Raw genomic sequence first — 16,410 nt, 5'->3', positions numbered from 1 at the left:
TTTTAGGCTTTCCGGGATTTAGCCCCTGTAAAAACTACCCTTACAGGTGAGGCCGTTTTTTTAAGCGGGATCTGCTCCGCTTTACAAAAGCTTTTGATATTGTAAAGTTGGAGCTTATTAAAACGCCCTGTAAGAGGATAAATAGGTGATATTGCAAATAGATATTTATACCTGTTTTTGCAAATAGCATAGGTATAAATACCTGTTTTTCAATAGCCTGCGGTTGACATCAATCTCATAGATTAGTTTTATAAGTATTATTGTAAAGGAAAACAAATCAGCTACTTAAACTCAAAAAACCATGAAACTACAACACAAATGGATCATTTTTTTACTGGCGTTATCCACCGTTTCTCTTATTTTAGTAATCATACTAAGGCCAAGTGGTAATAGCGCCCTACCAAATACCGGAAGCGCAAAAAACAGCTTTAGAGACTCTTTGTTATCTTTAGACAGTATTCCAGTTGATTCCTTCAGCAAGAGATTGGTGCCTTATGACGTCGTTAAGGCTCAAAAAACAACGTTTTTAGCCAAGGGGGATACAAGTCTGCACTATGATGGCAGTATTATAAGAAGTGCTGATGTATTACTCTCCATTGGCTTGAACATAGATACTTTGTGGAAGATTACAAAGAGTGAACAGCTCATGCTAAAAACAACGCTGGGAATTGATACAATTAACGAAAAGCCTGTTATAAAAATTTATGCGCACCCCGTTGTGGCTGTTTTTGATTCTCTACAAAATACATTTGTTGTAAAAGCAGATCTGTATTTTGATAAATCCGGAAAGCTGTACCAATTCCAGAACGGCTGGCCCGAACCTGTGTTTTATGATATACGTTATGGAAGTACGCATATAAGTAAAGCGAATAATACCAAAAAATCAAAATCGATATCCGACACAACTGTTAAAATATATGAAATTGACTTAAATAACCCTTGCCCGCCTTGCTCTGTACAATAACAACCAAAACCAGCATTATTGGATTAAAATATAAGGTATGTCTGTAGTCCGCTTTATCCTGATAGCATCAAATGCCCCACCGTTATTGGCCGGGGCATTTGCTGCAATATATTTCAAAAAATTCGACGGCAAGCTGTTCTCGTTCAAACTTTTCCTGCTTTTTAACAGTGGTATCCAAATTTTGCAACTTGTATTGTCAAACCTAAAATTGCACAATTTATTTTTATTGCATATTGCTGTTCCTGTTGAATTTACGCTGCTCGCCTACTTTTATTACGCGTCGCTTGAAAAGTATATTGATAAAAAAATATTTTTCACCGGAATGACCCTGTTCTTGCTATTTTCTTTCGTCAACAGCACCTTTATACAGCCCATCAGTACTTTTAATTCTCACTCACTTATTGTTGAAGCGCTGGTTTTGATTATTTTGTCGATATTTACCTTCATAGTACTGTTAGATCCCCGTTCGGGTATGCATCAAGTACCAATGGGTAAAACTGTTGCGCTGATTAATTCTGGCATTTTTATCAATTTTTCTACAACTTTATTAATTTACTATTTTTCCAACTTCCTGATCAAAAATGCCGATGAGGCAACCGTAAATTATATTTGGGTTTATAACGACCTGGCATCGGTAGCGATGTATATTTTCTTCATAGTAGCTATTTGGAAACATATTAAACAAAAATGAACCTCGTTGATGTCATCATACCGTTTACCGTTGTACTTTTTACTATCTCGGTAGGCGTGGTGTTGCTGTATCAAAACTTCCAGAAAAACCTGATGGCGCTTGAGCTTGAAAAGGCCGCAATTGAAGCAAAACAACGCGATAAACTTTTGCAAAACAGCATTATGGTGCAAGAGGAAGAGCGCAAGCGTATAGCTCAGGATTTGCATGACGAACTAGGGGCCGTGATATCTATCATGAAAATGAACCTCACGTTGATACGGCAAAAGCAGTACGATGCAGGTATAAACGACGAGGTTACTTCCAGGAACGTGCAAAATCTCATCGATTTGTCGGAGTCGGCTATGGCAAGCGTCCGCAATATCAGTCACCAACTCATGCCTCCGCAGCTGGAAACTTTTGGCCTTGTAAAATCAATTGAATCGTTTATCTGGCAAATTAACCAGTCTGGCAATATAAAAGTTCTTTTTACGCATGAGGCCGAGTGGCCGGTTATAAAATGGCCTGTTGCATTAGGCATTTACCGTATCATCATAGAGTTGATTAATAATACCATTAAGCATGCGCAGGCGCACAATATTTTTTTGGAATTTAATTATTTAGATGAAAATTTAATAATTAACTTTAAAGATGACGGCATCGGTTTCCCCGATACTTTAGAAGCCGGCCAGGGCTTGGGACTAATAAGTATGGATGCCCGGGCCAGGGCCATGAATGGCCGGTTTAGCTATAGCAACGGGCCCGATAGTGGTATCATCGCTAAGCTAAGTGTTTGTGGGTACTAACTCCTGTTAACCTGAACATATCATGATGGAAAGCACGATTAAAATGGGTATAGTGGAAGACCAAATACTTTTTAGGGAAGGTATTAAAGCTATACTAAAGCAAAGGGATAATTTTGATGTGATTTTTGAAAGTGCCGATGGCTTCTCGGTAATTGACAAGCTGGAAAAAACACCTCTACGCCCTGATGTGCTGTTGGTAGACCTATCCTTACCACCGCAAAACAAAAAAGAATACAGCGGCTTACAACTCACCATTGCTTTGGCCGAAAAGTTCCCCGAGATAAAGGTGTTGGTACTATCGGTACATAACGACGAAAACTTTATGACCGAGCTGATCAAGAACGGTGCCCATGGCTACCTCGTTAAAGATTGCGACCCTTCGGAAATATTTGAAGCTATTGTAGCAGTATTTGAAAAAGGCAGCTATATCAACAGCAGGACGCTCAAAGCCCTCCAAGGGAGTATGATCAAAAAACCAAAGCACGGCAAAAAACTGCTCGCCAATATCTCGCCCCGGGAAGAGGAAATACTTAAACTCACTTGCCAGCAATTTACCGCTGATGAAATTGCCGAAAAATTATTTATAAGTGTAAAAACAGTTAACGGCCACCGTAATAACCTGTTGATAAAAACGGGTTCGCGCAACGTAACCGGCCTGGTTATCTTTGCAATCAGGAATAATATTGTGCAACTGTAATTTAGGAGATTGGCCGCACAGTATCCTGAATATTCCGGGAGGCTTGACCAAGCCAATCCGCACGCTTTGTAGCACCAACTTGTGTAGGCAACTAGGGGAACCGCAAATAGTAATCCCCCCCGGCAACACAAAACATAATCAATTGGGCAATTGCAATACAAACCAATATCTTTACTAGATAAAGTTATGAGCAAAGCAAATTCCGGTCGCCACATTTTTTTAATATCGTTTATAGCACTATTGGGTTTAACCTTTCCAAATTTTAGCCAGGCACAGCAACGCAATAATCGGTTAAAAAATAACAAGTCAGGTTCCGACACACTTTTAACCCGGTTCCAATCTCCACCGGATTCTGCCCGATCAAGGGTATATTGGTTTTGGATATATAATCGGGTCACCAAAGAAGGCATCACGAGAGATCTCGAAGAATTTAGAGCGAAGGGTATTAGCGGCGTGAACCTCATCTGCAACGGTGGTTACGGCGGTAAAGAACCACTCTTAGGTGTCGATTTTTTAGGTAAAGAATGGCGGAGCCTTTTCAGGCATGCTATTCGTGAAGCTAAAAGGCTACACCTGGAGTTTGGTTTTAACCTGGCTGGAGGATGGACGTTGATGGGGCCTTCTGTTACCCAAGATGATGCCATGAAAAAAATTGTAACAGCAGAAATCACGGTTGATGGCGGGACAAAATTTTCCGGATCTTTACCCCAGCCAGAGAAGGTTGAAGGGTACTATCATGATATTATCGTTCAAGCCTATCCGGTTCCAGCAAATGATAAAATTGTTGATCCAAAAAAGGTTATCGACATTTCATCACAATTAAACCCCAACGGAGTTTTAAACTGGAATGTACCACCCGGCAAATGGGTAATCCTAAGAAGCGGTTATACGCTCACCGGCCATCCCTGGAGTAAATGGAAAGCGTACCCGGAAGGTGATACGTTTAAAGGCGGCGAGGGCTACGAGATCGACTATTTAAGCAAGTCGGCATTAGACAATTACTTTAATTATTTAGGCAAAACGGTTATTGAAGAGGCGAAAAAAGCCGGAGGGAAAATCGACTATTTATGGAGTGACAGTTGGGAATGCGGTAAACTAACCTGGACCCAGGATTTTCCTAACCAGTTTAAAAAATTCCGTGGTTATGATCTGAAGCCTTTCCTGCCGGCTTTAGCTGGCTACACAATTTCAGATTCTGATATCACTGCACGTTTCCGTGAGGATTTTGACAGGACCATTCAGGATTGTATTGCTGAAAATTGCTACGGGCATTTTGCCTACTTATGTCATAAATACGGAATGAAAGTGGGTAACGAAGCGGGCGGGCCGAATGACATCCCACCACAAGATATTTTAAAGAACTTTAGTACCAGTGACATACTGGCCGGTGAATTTTGGGTTAACGGGCATCGTAATGCTCCCGGTGGTTACAATAAAAACCGAAGTTCGAGACTTAACCTAAAGCAAACTGCTACAGCTGCACATGTGTACGGTAAAAGGCAAGCCGAAGCCGAAGCTTTTACAGAACAGGAGAAAGATGCTACCCATTGGACACTTGGCCCATCAGATCTGAAACCTTACGCAAATGATGCCTTTGTTGAAGGAATCAACCGCTTGATGTTACACTCGGCAACCAGCCAGCCCCCCTCTGACGGTAAGCCGGGATACGAATATTGTGCAGGCACCCATTTCTCGCCTAATATTACCTGGTGGGAACAATCGCCGGCTTTTTTTAGCTACCTCAATCGATGCCAGTATATGCTTCAGCAAGGAAACTTTGTTGCAGATGTTTGCTATTACCTGGGAGAGAAACCGCCGCTTTTGGCGCCGCCTAAATACAATATTCCAACGCTTGGTTTTGGTTACGACTGCGATTACATTAACCCGGATATACTTTTGAATAGAATGACCGTAAAAAACGGACGTGTTGTACTGCCCGGCGGAATGAGTTATAAATTGCTTGTTTTACAGAATTGTGTATCTCCTTCGCCGGAAATTGCCGCAGAAGTTGGGCGATATCAGGGGCTAAATATCTCGTCAATTCCATCGAAAGGAATGTCGCTTGCTGTTATAAAGAAACTTAGAAGCCTGATCTATATGGGGGCCACAGTGGTTGGCGCGCCACCTGAAAATGCCGGGGAACTTAAAGATTACCTGGTGACTGATGCGGAGGTTAGAAAAATAGCCGCAGAGATATGGGGTGACCTAGACGGTAAAACGCGAACCGAACGCAGGTTAGGCAAAGGCCGTATTATTTGGGGGAAAACGGAGGGAGATGTCTTAAAAGCTGATGGTATAGTATCAGACTTTACCTTTAACGGACAAGCTGAAGATGCGGATCAGTTTGATTATATCCATCGTAAAAACGGTGAAACGGAAATTTATTTCGTAATCAACAGAACTGATAAAAAACAAACACGCGATTTTACCTTTAGAATTGCCGGTAAACAACCGGAAATATGGGATGCATTAACCGGTAAAATGATCAACGCAACAGCTTACCGGCAAACAAAAGATTGTACTACCATGCCGTTGGAACTGGACCCATTCGGCTCCTATTTTATCGTTTTTCGTAAACCTGTAAATGCTAATGGTACTACCGCACATAACTTTCCGCAACTTGTTCAACTAAGTTCTTTAGATGGGGCCTGGAACGCCTCATTTGACGCTGCCTGGGGTGGCCCTTCAACGGCAACATTCCCTGAGCTGATCAGCTGGACAAAACGCCCGGAAGAAGGGATCAAATACTATTCGGGTATGGCTACCTACAGCAAAACGTTTGATGTGAATACCCCGGCAGGTGGTAATTTAAAAGAAAAAGACGAAAGGATATTCCTTGATCTGGGGGATGTGAAAAATGTTGCGGTGGTACGCATTAACGGCAAAGATTTAGGTGTTTTATGGTGCGCCCCCTGGCGCGTTGACATTACAGATGCCATAAAACAGAAGGGCAATGTATTACAGATAGATGTAATCAATTTATGGGCAAACCGTGTGGTGCATGATCTAAGCCTTCCAAAAGAAAAAAGACTGACTAAAACTCACGAGACCTTTAGGTTTGACATGTTGAATGTAAATACTCCTCAGCTCGAGTCGGGGTTGATAGGCCCGGTCAGAATTTTCACCGCAACAAAATAAGGTGGGCTTCAGCCGATATATTAATACTAATAAAAGCCTTATCCTGTCTTTTGCCGTCTGTTTTTACCATATCTTACAACTCGTAGCTTATGAAAAAAATAATTCTGTCATTATTATTGCTGGTGCCGTTTGCGGCGTTGGCCCAAGCTCCATTTACGATCAAAGGCACTGGCGACGGTTTTAAAAATGGAGATAAAATATATCTTATCTATAAAGTTGAGGGTAAATCGAAATTAGATTCGGTTTTAGTTAATAACCATACCTTCGGCTTTACAGGCCGTATAAACGGTATCGCTTCTGCCAGCCTGTACCAAAACGAAAATCCTATGCAAATAGAGGTTGCCTATAACTCTATTGGGTTTTACATAGAACCAGGGGGTATTTTATTTACCACTAACGATTCGCTGAAACACGCAGACATTTCAGGCACTAAAACTAACAGGGATTTGATGACCATTTCGGCAGATTTAAAAACTTTGCAAAATAAGTATCGTAAAATAATGCTTGATTTTGAAGCACTGAAACCAGAGCAGCAAAAAGACATTAACGAAGTTGCTGATTTTAGAAAGAAAAGGCAAATAGTGCTTGCCGAGATGGAGCCCGTTAAGTTCGGATTCATTACTACTCACCCTGATTCCTATATCAGCTTAGTTACTGTAATAGACTTAATGCGTAGCGCCGCGCCAATACAGCAGGTAGCTGCCGCCTATGCTAGCTTAACGCCGGAAGTAAAGGCTACCCCGTTAGGTAAAAAAACGGCAACCGATATAACCGGGCAGGTAAGATCGTCTGTTAACCTAATGGCTCCTGATTTCACCCTTGCTGATACAAAAGGCAAGATGATAAAATTGGCAGATTACAAAGGCAAATACGTCTTGATTGATTTTTGGGCATCATGGTGTTTACCTTGCCGCGCCGAAAATCCAAACATTATTCTGGCGTATAATAAGTTCAAGAATAAAGACTTTACCGTCTTAGGAATTTCATTGGACAACGAGCAAACTAAAAAAGCCTGGATAAAAGCCATTAAAGACGATGGTCTTACCTGGACACAGGTGTCAGATTTGAAAGGCTGGAAAAATGAAGTAGCAGTGCTTTACGGGGTAACTTCTATTCCCGCTAATGTGCTGATAGACCCCACAGGCAAAATTATTGCGCGCGATATTAAAGACAAAGTTTTGCTGGACAAGCTTGGTGAGCTTTTTAAATAAAACAGCAATTAAGCTATTCGGATTGTGGCAATGCTCTCCTACGACTATGTTGCTTGATACGGACTTTAACCCTATAGCGCATATCCATCCCTGGCACACAACAAAAAACCCCACTCGCCAAAGTGGGGTTAAATCATTGATTTTTGATGCTCCTGAGGCTGGTCGCAATTCGAACCGCTTGGTGGAACAATTGAAAGTTTTTAACAATAGAAAGTAGTTTAGAAACGACTCGATTCCCTTATGGCTAACTATAATCTAAAAAGCAATTTAATTCAGCTCATCAGGGAAGCTTCTCTAATTCTTTTGCAAAAGATTTGAAACACTTGGTATCACACGTTTACTAAATCGTCCTCAAAATGAAAGATCTTTACTTTTTTCTGAAGCAGCTACAAAAAAGTCAGTCTTATCTGAAAGTTAAGAAAAGGTATTGAATTAAGGGCGGATTGCCTCTTTTATCTAATGACTAACGCGCAATCGCTGAGTGCATATCAATAGTCACATCGCATCGAAGTCACGAAGTTCGCCTAGGTATAATTTGCGATTGTTCCTGATACTGGCAAAATTCGCCGCCCGGATAAGGATCCGGTGATTTAGCAGGATATCTTCTACTGACGGCGTATTGGTGAAAAAAAACGCGTTGAAATCCTCTATCAATTTAGGAAATGCCACCAAAGCTTTGACAGTTTTCCCATTAGGAATGACACCTTTATTACGCAAAAAAGTAATGGTATCAATAATCTGTGTGACCATTATATTTGGATAATCAATCTCTTTTTTGAATGCTGTTTCGACGCTTGCATATTTGGCTTCGACAGCCAGAACCCAGTCGTCCGGCAGGCAAGATTTAGGAAAGATAATGCATTCACATTGTTTACATTGCTCTCCGTCTTCGTGCCAGAAACTATTTTCCGGGAAACAGTCGAAAAGCAAGGGTATCTGTCTAGGGTTGTGCAAATAAACATGGTGGACACCCGGATCGGTGATGTGTACTCGGATGCCACTTCCCAACTTTAGTGGTTTTTCATCGACAACATATAGCGCTCGTTCATCATGGCTGATAATCGTGTGCTCAGGAAAATTAGCTTGCAGTGCTTCTATCATCTTTGAAATAATTCAACATCTCATAATATTCCTCTAACAGCTCATTCATGATTTCATTAAAGTAATGCTTGGTGACCGTTCCTGTTCGCTCGTCGAGGACGGATGTAATTTGGCCAGCCTGCATCTGCCAGACAGATATCTGGTGCGAATCCACCCAAGCCATATGACTTCGTAATTCATTATACTCTTCAGGAGGCATATCGTTACTAATTCGCTTGCCCATAATGCAATTATTGATTGCGTACAATACGAAAGGACTGTGTGTTGTAATAAGTAAATGATGCGGACGATTAGTATTCAGGATCAGTGAAAATAGGTGGTAGATGAGATCGCGCTGGGTTGATGGAAAAAGATTCTGCTCCGGTTCTTCGATAATGAAATTTGTGAAAAAGTAGCGTCCCCGGTTTCTTACCAGCTTTAAGAGCCTGTCAGTGTTTTCCTTAGTCAGTACAAAATTGTCATTAAGATCCTGAAAGCCGTTTAAGGCATCTCTGTCTGGACCGTCTATCTGGGTATTCAGGTTGTCTATAATAGTTTTTACCACTTCTTCCCGCTCGTAAACCGAGTTTGATTTGCTGTTTTCATAGAACCCGTGGGTCAAGTAATGGATCAACATTAGCAATGGCGTAACTGACTGCAAGCCGCTTGAAGCATCTTTCAGTTGTAGTATCTTTTTATTTTTCAGCAGGGTCAACTGATCGACTTCTTTGTCAAATGCATATTCGACACCCAAGTTCAAAATGGGTAGCGGGTTGACTGCGTTATAATTCTTTTTGGCGTCAAACCAATCATACAGGAAACTCATGATATTATCATTCGTTTCATTGTATTTTCCTAAATTAGGGATAACTGATACGAAATTCCTTTCGGCGGGAATGTAAATATTCTTGGGTTTCTTGAAATCGGCGTTCCTCTTTTTTGATTCGAATTTCAATTTGAAATTCGTGCCTTTCTGACTTATCTTTAAGAAATCGCTTTCATAGATAAATGCCGAATCTCTGCTGAAATAACTATCTCCGATTCGGTGAAACTCCATAAACATTTCCTCAAAGTCATATTCAAATTTGTTTCCATCCAAAATATATCTTTTTTCCGCCCATTGGCAGAAACTGACAATCTTAGCGATTGTGCTCTTTCCGCTACTCTGCGGCCCCATGATCACATTGATCCGATTAAGCTCCAAAGCTACGCTGGTGACTGGGCCGATATTTTTAATAGTGATTCTGCTCATTCGTCGTTGTCTATACAAAGCTACTATAATTCCCCAATTTATTATTCGGACTGATCCGCTATCAACGCATCTCTAATCTAAAAATTCATGCATAAAAAAAGCCCCGCAGACGTGCGGGGCTTTGCTCCTGAGGCTGGGCTCGAACCAGCGACCCTCTGATTAACAGTCAGATGCTCTAACCGGCTGAGCTACTCAGGAATCTTCCTTTTTCTATACTCTCGAACTAGTCTCGAGTATTTTCCGGTTTGGAGTGTGCAAAAGTATGATTATTGAGGTAAATTCACAATATTTGCGCAAAAAAAATTTAAAATATTTTCGCATGAGTTTGTTAGTTATTGGTACTGTGGCGTTTGACGCAATTGAAACCCCCTTTGGAAAGACAGATAAAATCGTTGGCGGTGCTGCAACCTATGCCGGTTTGGCCGCTTCGTACTTTTATGACAAGGTAAACATCGTTGCTGTAGTGGGCGACGACTTCCCCGCCGAAGAAATTGCCGACTTTAACGCGCACAACATAAACACCGATGGACTTCAAATTAAGGTAGGCGAAAAATCATTCTTCTGGAGCGGCAAGTACCATAACGATATGAACAGCCGCGACACCCTGGTTACCGACCTGAACGTTTTAGCCGATTTTGATCCGATCATCCCCGAAAGCTACCAGGACTGCGAATATCTGATGCTGGGCAACCTAAGTCCACAAGTACAGCAAACGGTGATTAAACGGCTTAAAAACCGCCCTAAGCTCATCGTAATGGATACCATGAACTTCTGGATGGACATTGCGCTTGATGATCTGCTGGAAACCATCAAAATGGTTGATGTATTAACCATTAACGATGCCGAAGCACGCCAGCTATCTGGCGAATACTCGCTGGTGAAAGCCGCGCGCAAAATATTGGCAATGGGCCCCAAATACCTCATCATTAAAAAAGGCGAGCATGGCGCATTGCTCTTCCATCAGGATCATATCTTCTCGGCCCCTGCCCTGCCCCTGGCCGAAGTATTCGACCCAACCGGTGCCGGTGATACCTTCGCCGGCGGTTTCATAGGCTACATGGCCAAAGTAGGCACCGTAAACTTCAACAACATGAAGAACGCCATCATCTTCGGCTCGGCCCTGGCATCGTTCTGCGTGGAGAAATTCGGGACCGAAAAAATCAAGAACCTTACCGGCGAAGAAGTGGCCGCACGCGTACAGCAGTTCGTGCAGCTATCTTCTTTTGAGATATAATCTTGGCAACTATAAATGCAAAGAGCCCGCCTACTTGTTGTAGCCGGGCTCTTTGCATTTCAATAGCTCCATATTCAGGGGGGCTAGTACTCCAGCCACTTCCTCACCTTTATCCCAATGCTATCTCCCGGCTTAAAACGGTCATTCTCGCCGTTTACCACGCGAACGACAACTTCATTGTACTCCAGCAGCAAATCTTCGTAAAAGCCCTTAAACAGCACTTCACGCACCGTCCACTGGGTGGCCTCGGGCGAAGTGGTCAGTCTTATCCATTCGGGATACACCACCACGCTTTCTTTTTGGGTAGCTATGCCACACAATTTAGCTTCTGCGGGCGTAAGCACGTTGCAATTGCTCAGTAGTTCTGCGGTATATAGCTGCTTGGGGTTTTGATATAGTTGCTTAGGGTGGCCCTTTTCTACGATAACACCATCCCTTATCACTACCAGTTCATCGGCCATGGAAAGCACTTCGGCAGGGTCGTGCGATACCATAACCACGGTGATGCCGCTTTCGCGTACTATCTGGCGTATATCGTGCTGCAGGCCTTCCCTAAATGAGGTATCTACCTGGTTAAAGGGCTCATCTAAAAACAGCACGTGCGGGCGTGTGATGATGGCGCGGGCTATGGCTACGCGTTGTTTCTCGCCACCACTCAGATCGGCCACACGTTTGTAGGCCATCTGCATCATGTTGAGCTGGGTGAGCACGGCTTCGGTTTTTTCTTCCTTAAGCTTTACGTTGGTGCTGGGTAGCATGGCGGCCACGTTATCCCATACGCGGGCAAAAAGGTTCAGGTCGTCGGTATGCTGGGTAACCATCTTCATCTCGTCGTGCCCCGGGATAAGCTTTTCTTCAGGGCCCCAGATGCGTTCTCCTTTAAAATAAACCGTGCCCTCGTTGGGCGACAGCAAACCAAAAAGCATCCGCAGCAAGGTACTCTTCCCGCTGCCGCTTTCGCCTATTATAGCGGTAATTTTGCCGGGGACAATCTCTATGCTGATATCCTTCACCCCCGATTGGGTTGCCCCCGGGTATATTTTACTTACCGAAACCGCCTGCAAAAAAGGTATATCTGCCATTAAACAAAGATACACACGATTACAGGATTAAGCGATAAACACGATTATTTCTGAACAGCTGATTTTATTGTCTGAACCATGATTTTCCTGATTTTCTCGATTAAAGGATTACAAAACAAGTAATCCCTTAAACCGGTACATCATAGTTTTTCAGACAATCAACGACATCATTTAATCATTAAAACGGCGTAGCCCTCTTAAGCACCAAATAAAAAATTAATATTTCGCGAAAAATCAACGGTTCAGACCATGATGAAAGGATTTAAGGATTGCCCTGATGCATTTCAAAATCCTGTCATCCTATAATCTGGCAAATCATGGTTCAGACAATCAGCGGCATCATTTAATCATTAAAATCAGCGGTCCCGATTGCCCTATGGCAACAAAACCGCTACGCCTTCTTTAAAGAATTTTTATTATTTACTTTTGAAGAAAAAACAGAAAAGCTATGTCGACAGTAGAAACCACCTACGTAAAAAATAAAGTGAAGGAAATTGAACTTGCTGCCTGGGGCCGCAAAGAAATTGAACTAGCTGAGGCAGAAATGCCGGGCTTAATGGCATTACGCGCCGAATACGGCCCTGCACAAATTTTAAAAGGTGCAAGGATAGCGGGTTGCCTGCACATGACCATCCAAACTGCTGTGCTGATTGAAACCCTGCAAGCGCTGGGTGCCGAAGTTACCTGGTCCAGCTGTAATATTTTCTCTACCCAAGATCACGCTGCTGCTGCTATTGCTGCTGCCGGTACTTCTGTTTACGCCTGGAAAGGTATGAACGAAACCGAGTTTGACTGGTGTATCGAACAAACCCTTTTCTTCGGCGAAGACCGCCAGCCACTAAACATGATATTAGATGATGGTGGCGATTTAACCAACATGGTTTTTGACCGTTACCCTGAGCTTGCCGCTGGCATACAAGGTTTATCTGAAGAAACTACCACTGGTGTTCACCGTTTATACGAGCGTATGAAAGCCGGTACTTTATTGGTGCCTGCAATCAACATTAATGATTCGGTTACCAAATCGAAATTTGATAACAAATACGGTTGCCGCGAATCATTGGTTGACGCTATCCGCCGCGCTACCGACGTAATGATGGCCGGTAAAGTAGGTGTTGTTTGTGGCTACGGCGACGTAGGTAAAGGTTCTGCTGATAGCTTGCGTAATGCTGGTGTTCGCGTTATCGTTACCGAAATTGACCCTATCTGCGCTTTACAGGCAGCTATGGAAGGCTACGAAGTGAAGAAACTTTCTACCGCTATTGCCGAAGCCGACATCGTTGTTACTGCAACAGGTAACAAGAACATCGTACGCGAAGGTCACTTCCGTGCATTGAAAGACAAAGCTATCGTATGTAACATTGGTCACTTTGATAATGAGATCGACATGGCCTGGTTAAACAGCGCTTATGGCGACACCAAAATCGAAATCAAAGCACAGGTTGATAAATACACCATTGAAGGTAAAGACGTTATTGTATTAGCCGAAGGCCGTTTGGTAAATCTGGGTTGTGCTACCGGCCACCCAAGCTTTGTAATGAGCAACTCGTTCACCAACCAAACTTTGGCCCAGATTGAGCTTTGGACCAACGCCGATGCTTACGAAAACGAAGTTTACACCCTGCCTAAACACCTGGATGAGAAAGTTGCCCGTTTACACCTTGCCAAAATTGGTGTTGAACTGGAAGTTTTAGACCAGGATCAGGCCGAGTACATTGGTGTAACGGTTGAAGGTCCGTTTAAACCGGAGTACTACCGTTACTAATTATTAGACGAAAGACTTTTAGAGTCAGGAATTAAGATAAGAAAAGGGATGTGGTGAGAGCCATATCCCTTTTTTAATTGCCCAACGTCATGCCGAAATTTTTTCGGTATCCCATCATAAAAGTGGCCGACATGCTAAGCAGGTTTGCATCGACGCGAACTCTGCAGATGGGGTCCTCAAACAAGTTCAGGATGACGGGTTTTTGTTTTAAGAAAAAGGGATGTGGTGAGAGCCATGTCCCTTTTTTGGGATATATATGCTATATTCGTATAAACTGTTTCTTCGATATACTGCTATATATCAAAAGGACTTCTTATTAATTATGATTGTTAAAATAGACGTAAAAGGTTACAAATCGATCAAGAATCAATCAATCGAATTGCGTCCAATTAATATTTTGATTGGAAGCAATGGTGTTGGGAAGAGCAATTTTATATCAATTTTTTCACTTATTAGAAATCTATATGATCGTAATTTAGGGGATTACGTTATTCAAAAGGGAGGGGCTGACAGTTTTCTTTATTTTGGAAAAAAGCAAACTCAGCAAATTGATATTGATTTTTTTTTCGGAAGTGATTTTTCTAATCAAACTAATAGGCTTATTATTTCTTTGGCCGAATCGCAGGATTCATTGTATATAAAATCGCTGGACACGGCGTTTAATTCCTATGGAAAATGGCATTTTCATAATTATGCTAAATCAGTCAGGGAGTTTAGCTTAAAAGGTATTCAATATGGTCAGGGCTACTATGTGAATAATAGACTTAAGGAATTCGAAGTTTATCACTTTCATGACACTGGTGACAAGTCGCCAATGAAAGGTACATCTAACATTAATGATAATTTAATGTTAAAACATAATGGCTCAAATGTCGCTGCCTTTCTGTATTATTTGCAGGAAAAGCATCCAAAGCATTTTGTTAGAATAGAGAAAACAATAAAATCAATTGCTCCCTTTTTTGAAAGATTTGTGTTGTCGCCAGATAGGTTGAATGAAAATCAAATTCGATTAGAATGGCGAGAAGTTGGAGAACCCGATGCTTATTTTAATGCCAATCATCTCTCCGACGGAACGTTGCGTTTTATTTGTTTAGCAACACTGTTAATGCAGCCTTCTCCTCCTAAGACGATTATAATTGATGAGCCAGAATTAGGATTACATCCAGTAGCAATCAGTAAACTAGCAAGCTTAATTCGAAAGGCTTCAGAAGAAGTGCAAATCATTGTGTCCTCTCAGTCAGTATATTTAGTGGATTATTTTGAACCAGAAGATATACTGATTGCCGATCGAGAGGAGAAAGAGACTGTTTTTAATAGATTAAACAAAGTCGAACTGAATTCGTGGTTACAAGATTATAGTTTGGGTGAGGTTTGGGAGAAAAATATTATAGGTGGTCAGCCTTCAAACATGTAATAAATGAAAAGGCTTGTTTTTTTGGTAGAAGGTGATACCGAAGTAATATTTATAAATCAGCATGTTATTCCTTATCTATACAAAGATGGTTTTAAAAACGCCATGCATGCCCAAAAGATAATTACAAACAGGCAGCTAAATAAAAAAGGCGGAAATATAAGTTATGAATATCTGAAAAACGATATCGGTCGCATTTTGGCACAAGGTAATGTTATCATTACTACATTTTTAGATTTCTTCAGGTTGCCAAATAATTTCCCTGGGTATAGTAATAACGCAAATGATATCTCAATAATAGAAAATATGATTCTAGAAGAATTTGGAGATTTAATCATTCCCTACATACAAAAGCACGAGATGGAAGCTTTGATGTATTCGGGAATGGATGGATTTAAGATAGTTGTAGATGATGAAAAAAAGTTGAGCAGGCTACAGGAGATTATCAACAAATACGAAAATCCCGAAGAAATTAATACAAGTCCTCAAGGTGCTCCTTCAAAACGCCTAATAGAAATATTTAAATACGACAAGGTTTTGGAAGCTGAGATGATTTTGGAAGCGTTGGGGATAGAGGTTATTATTCAAAAGTGTCCGGGACTTTCTGCTTGGTTGCAAAAGTTAAAAGCAGCTTTAATGAAAGATAACACTGAAGGGCTATAGTGCAATTATCAATCAAGATTACCTTCTCACAACAACTCATACGACCCCCTTATCCAACTAAAAAGCTGTGGCCGCAACTCGCTCACATTGCTCATGCGGATATTATTTTGAAACCTGCCCGCGGTGGCTATGCTTTTGAATATGGGCGGGCCTTCCATTTTTTCGGTGGAGTAGAACTTGATATCCAGCACCTTTTGCATGGGGCGGATAACGAAGAAGGTTTGCCGGTGTATAAAGGTGATACAGTTGGGCGTGGTGCCTACCAATACATCGGGCCAGTCGGCAACTTCGGCGAGTAGTTTATCGAAGAGTAAAATCAACTCCGGCGATTTGCCTTTGAATAAGCTATCCAGGCTCACCTTGGCGCAGTAATGCATTTGGTTTTCGCTGGTTAACTCGCGTTCGCATTTGGGGCAGGTGTAGGGCATGGGGCTGTTTAA

14 protein-coding genes and 1 tRNA gene are annotated in these 16,410 nt (G+C 41.9%); 10 read left to right on the top strand and 5 right to left on the bottom strand.

Annotation, left to right across the window (positions count from 1 at the left end; translation table 11 throughout):
- Positions 1-301 precede the first annotated feature (301 nt).
- From E2R66_RS11790 to E2R66_RS11765, 6 genes are all read left to right on the top strand, one after another.
- The gene (locus E2R66_RS11790; RefSeq protein ID WP_133231008.1) at positions 302-964 is read left to right on the top strand and encodes a hypothetical protein; all 663 of its coding nucleotides are present in this window, start codon (positions 302-304) and stop codon (positions 962-964) included.
- A 37-nt stretch (positions 965-1,001) separates the two neighbouring features.
- Positions 1,002-1,655, top strand: a complete 654-nt coding sequence (locus tag E2R66_RS11785) for a hypothetical protein (protein ID WP_133231010.1) — start codon at positions 1,002-1,004, stop codon at positions 1,653-1,655.
- Complete coding sequence (locus E2R66_RS11780) at positions 1,652-2,437, top strand: sensor histidine kinase (RefSeq protein ID WP_133231012.1); 786 nt, start codon at positions 1,652-1,654, stop codon at positions 2,435-2,437. The genes E2R66_RS11785 and E2R66_RS11780 overlap by 4 nt, the downstream gene beginning before the upstream one ends.
- Before the next feature lie 22 nt (positions 2,438-2,459).
- Positions 2,460-3,134 carry a response regulator transcription factor gene (locus E2R66_RS11775; RefSeq protein ID WP_133231014.1) on the top strand — a complete coding sequence of 225 codons (675 nt, stop codon included), beginning with the start codon at positions 2,460-2,462 and terminating at the stop codon, positions 3,132-3,134.
- A 186-nt stretch (positions 3,135-3,320) separates the two neighbouring features.
- Positions 3,321-6,272 carry a glycosyl hydrolase gene (locus E2R66_RS11770; RefSeq protein WP_133231016.1) on the top strand — a complete coding sequence of 984 codons (2,952 nt, stop codon included), beginning with the start codon at positions 3,321-3,323 and terminating at the stop codon, positions 6,270-6,272.
- 89 nt (positions 6,273-6,361) lie between these two features.
- A complete protein-coding gene (locus E2R66_RS11765; protein WP_133231018.1) occupies positions 6,362-7,483 on the top strand; it encodes a TlpA disulfide reductase family protein in 1,122 nt (373 codons plus the stop codon).
- Between the two features lie 495 nt (positions 7,484-7,978).
- Here E2R66_RS11765 and E2R66_RS11760 read toward each other — a convergent pair whose 3' ends face one another.
- The 3 genes from E2R66_RS11760 to E2R66_RS11750 form a co-directional block, all read right to left on the bottom strand.
- Positions 7,979-8,584, bottom strand: coding sequence for a hypothetical protein (locus E2R66_RS11760; protein WP_133231020.1), 606 nt, complete (start codon positions 8,582-8,584; stop codon positions 7,979-7,981).
- Positions 8,562-9,815, bottom strand: a complete 1,254-nt coding sequence (locus E2R66_RS11755; protein WP_133231022.1) for an ATP-binding protein — start codon at positions 9,813-9,815, stop codon at positions 8,562-8,564. The genes E2R66_RS11760 and E2R66_RS11755 overlap by 23 nt, the downstream gene beginning before the upstream one ends.
- A gap of 124 nt (positions 9,816-9,939) precedes the next feature.
- Positions 9,940-10,013 (bottom strand) — tRNA-Asn (locus E2R66_RS11750).
- Positions 10,014-10,134: 121 nt separating this feature from the next.
- Between E2R66_RS11750 and E2R66_RS11745 the strand changes: the two genes are divergently transcribed.
- Positions 10,135-11,049 (top strand): PfkB family carbohydrate kinase, encoded by a 915-nt coding sequence (locus tag E2R66_RS11745; RefSeq protein ID WP_133231024.1) that lies wholly within the window; start codon positions 10,135-10,137, stop codon positions 11,047-11,049.
- An 83-nt stretch (positions 11,050-11,132) separates the two neighbouring features.
- Here E2R66_RS11745 and E2R66_RS11740 read toward each other — a convergent pair whose 3' ends face one another.
- The gene (locus E2R66_RS11740; RefSeq protein WP_133231026.1) at positions 11,133-12,131 is read right to left on the bottom strand and encodes an ABC transporter ATP-binding protein; all 999 of its coding nucleotides are present in this window, start codon (positions 12,129-12,131) and stop codon (positions 11,133-11,135) included.
- A 448-nt stretch (positions 12,132-12,579) separates the two neighbouring features.
- Between E2R66_RS11740 and ahcY the strand changes: the two genes are divergently transcribed.
- The 3 genes from ahcY to E2R66_RS11725 all read left to right on the top strand — a co-directional run bounded on the left by ahcY (position 12,580) and on the right by E2R66_RS11725 (position 15,970).
- Positions 12,580-13,896 carry an adenosylhomocysteinase gene (ahcY, locus tag E2R66_RS11735; RefSeq protein ID WP_133231028.1) on the top strand — a complete coding sequence of 439 codons (1,317 nt, stop codon included), beginning with the start codon at positions 12,580-12,582 and terminating at the stop codon, positions 13,894-13,896.
- Positions 13,897-14,218: 322 nt separating this feature from the next.
- A complete protein-coding gene (locus E2R66_RS11730) occupies positions 14,219-15,310 on the top strand; it encodes an AAA family ATPase (RefSeq protein ID WP_133231030.1) in 1,092 nt (363 codons plus the stop codon).
- 3 nt (positions 15,311-15,313) lie between these two features.
- The gene (locus E2R66_RS11725; RefSeq protein WP_133231032.1) at positions 15,314-15,970 is read left to right on the top strand and encodes a DUF4276 family protein; all 657 of its coding nucleotides are present in this window, start codon (positions 15,314-15,316) and stop codon (positions 15,968-15,970) included.
- A 26-nt stretch (positions 15,971-15,996) separates the two neighbouring features.
- On the opposite strand, the gene E2R66_RS11720 is transcribed toward E2R66_RS11725, so the two are convergent.
- Positions 15,997-16,398, bottom strand: coding sequence for a DUF5655 domain-containing protein (locus E2R66_RS11720; RefSeq protein ID WP_133231034.1), 402 nt, complete (start codon positions 16,396-16,398; stop codon positions 15,997-15,999).
- Between the last annotated feature and the right edge of the window lie 12 nt (positions 16,399-16,410).

It is taken from the genome of Mucilaginibacter psychrotolerans (genome assembly GCF_004519315.1).
GTDB classification, from domain to species: domain Bacteria; phylum Bacteroidota; class Bacteroidia; order Sphingobacteriales; family Sphingobacteriaceae; genus Mucilaginibacter; species Mucilaginibacter psychrotolerans.
The sequence above is the reverse complement of the archived record's forward strand: the minus strand, read 5'-3'. Positions and strand labels throughout refer to the sequence as shown.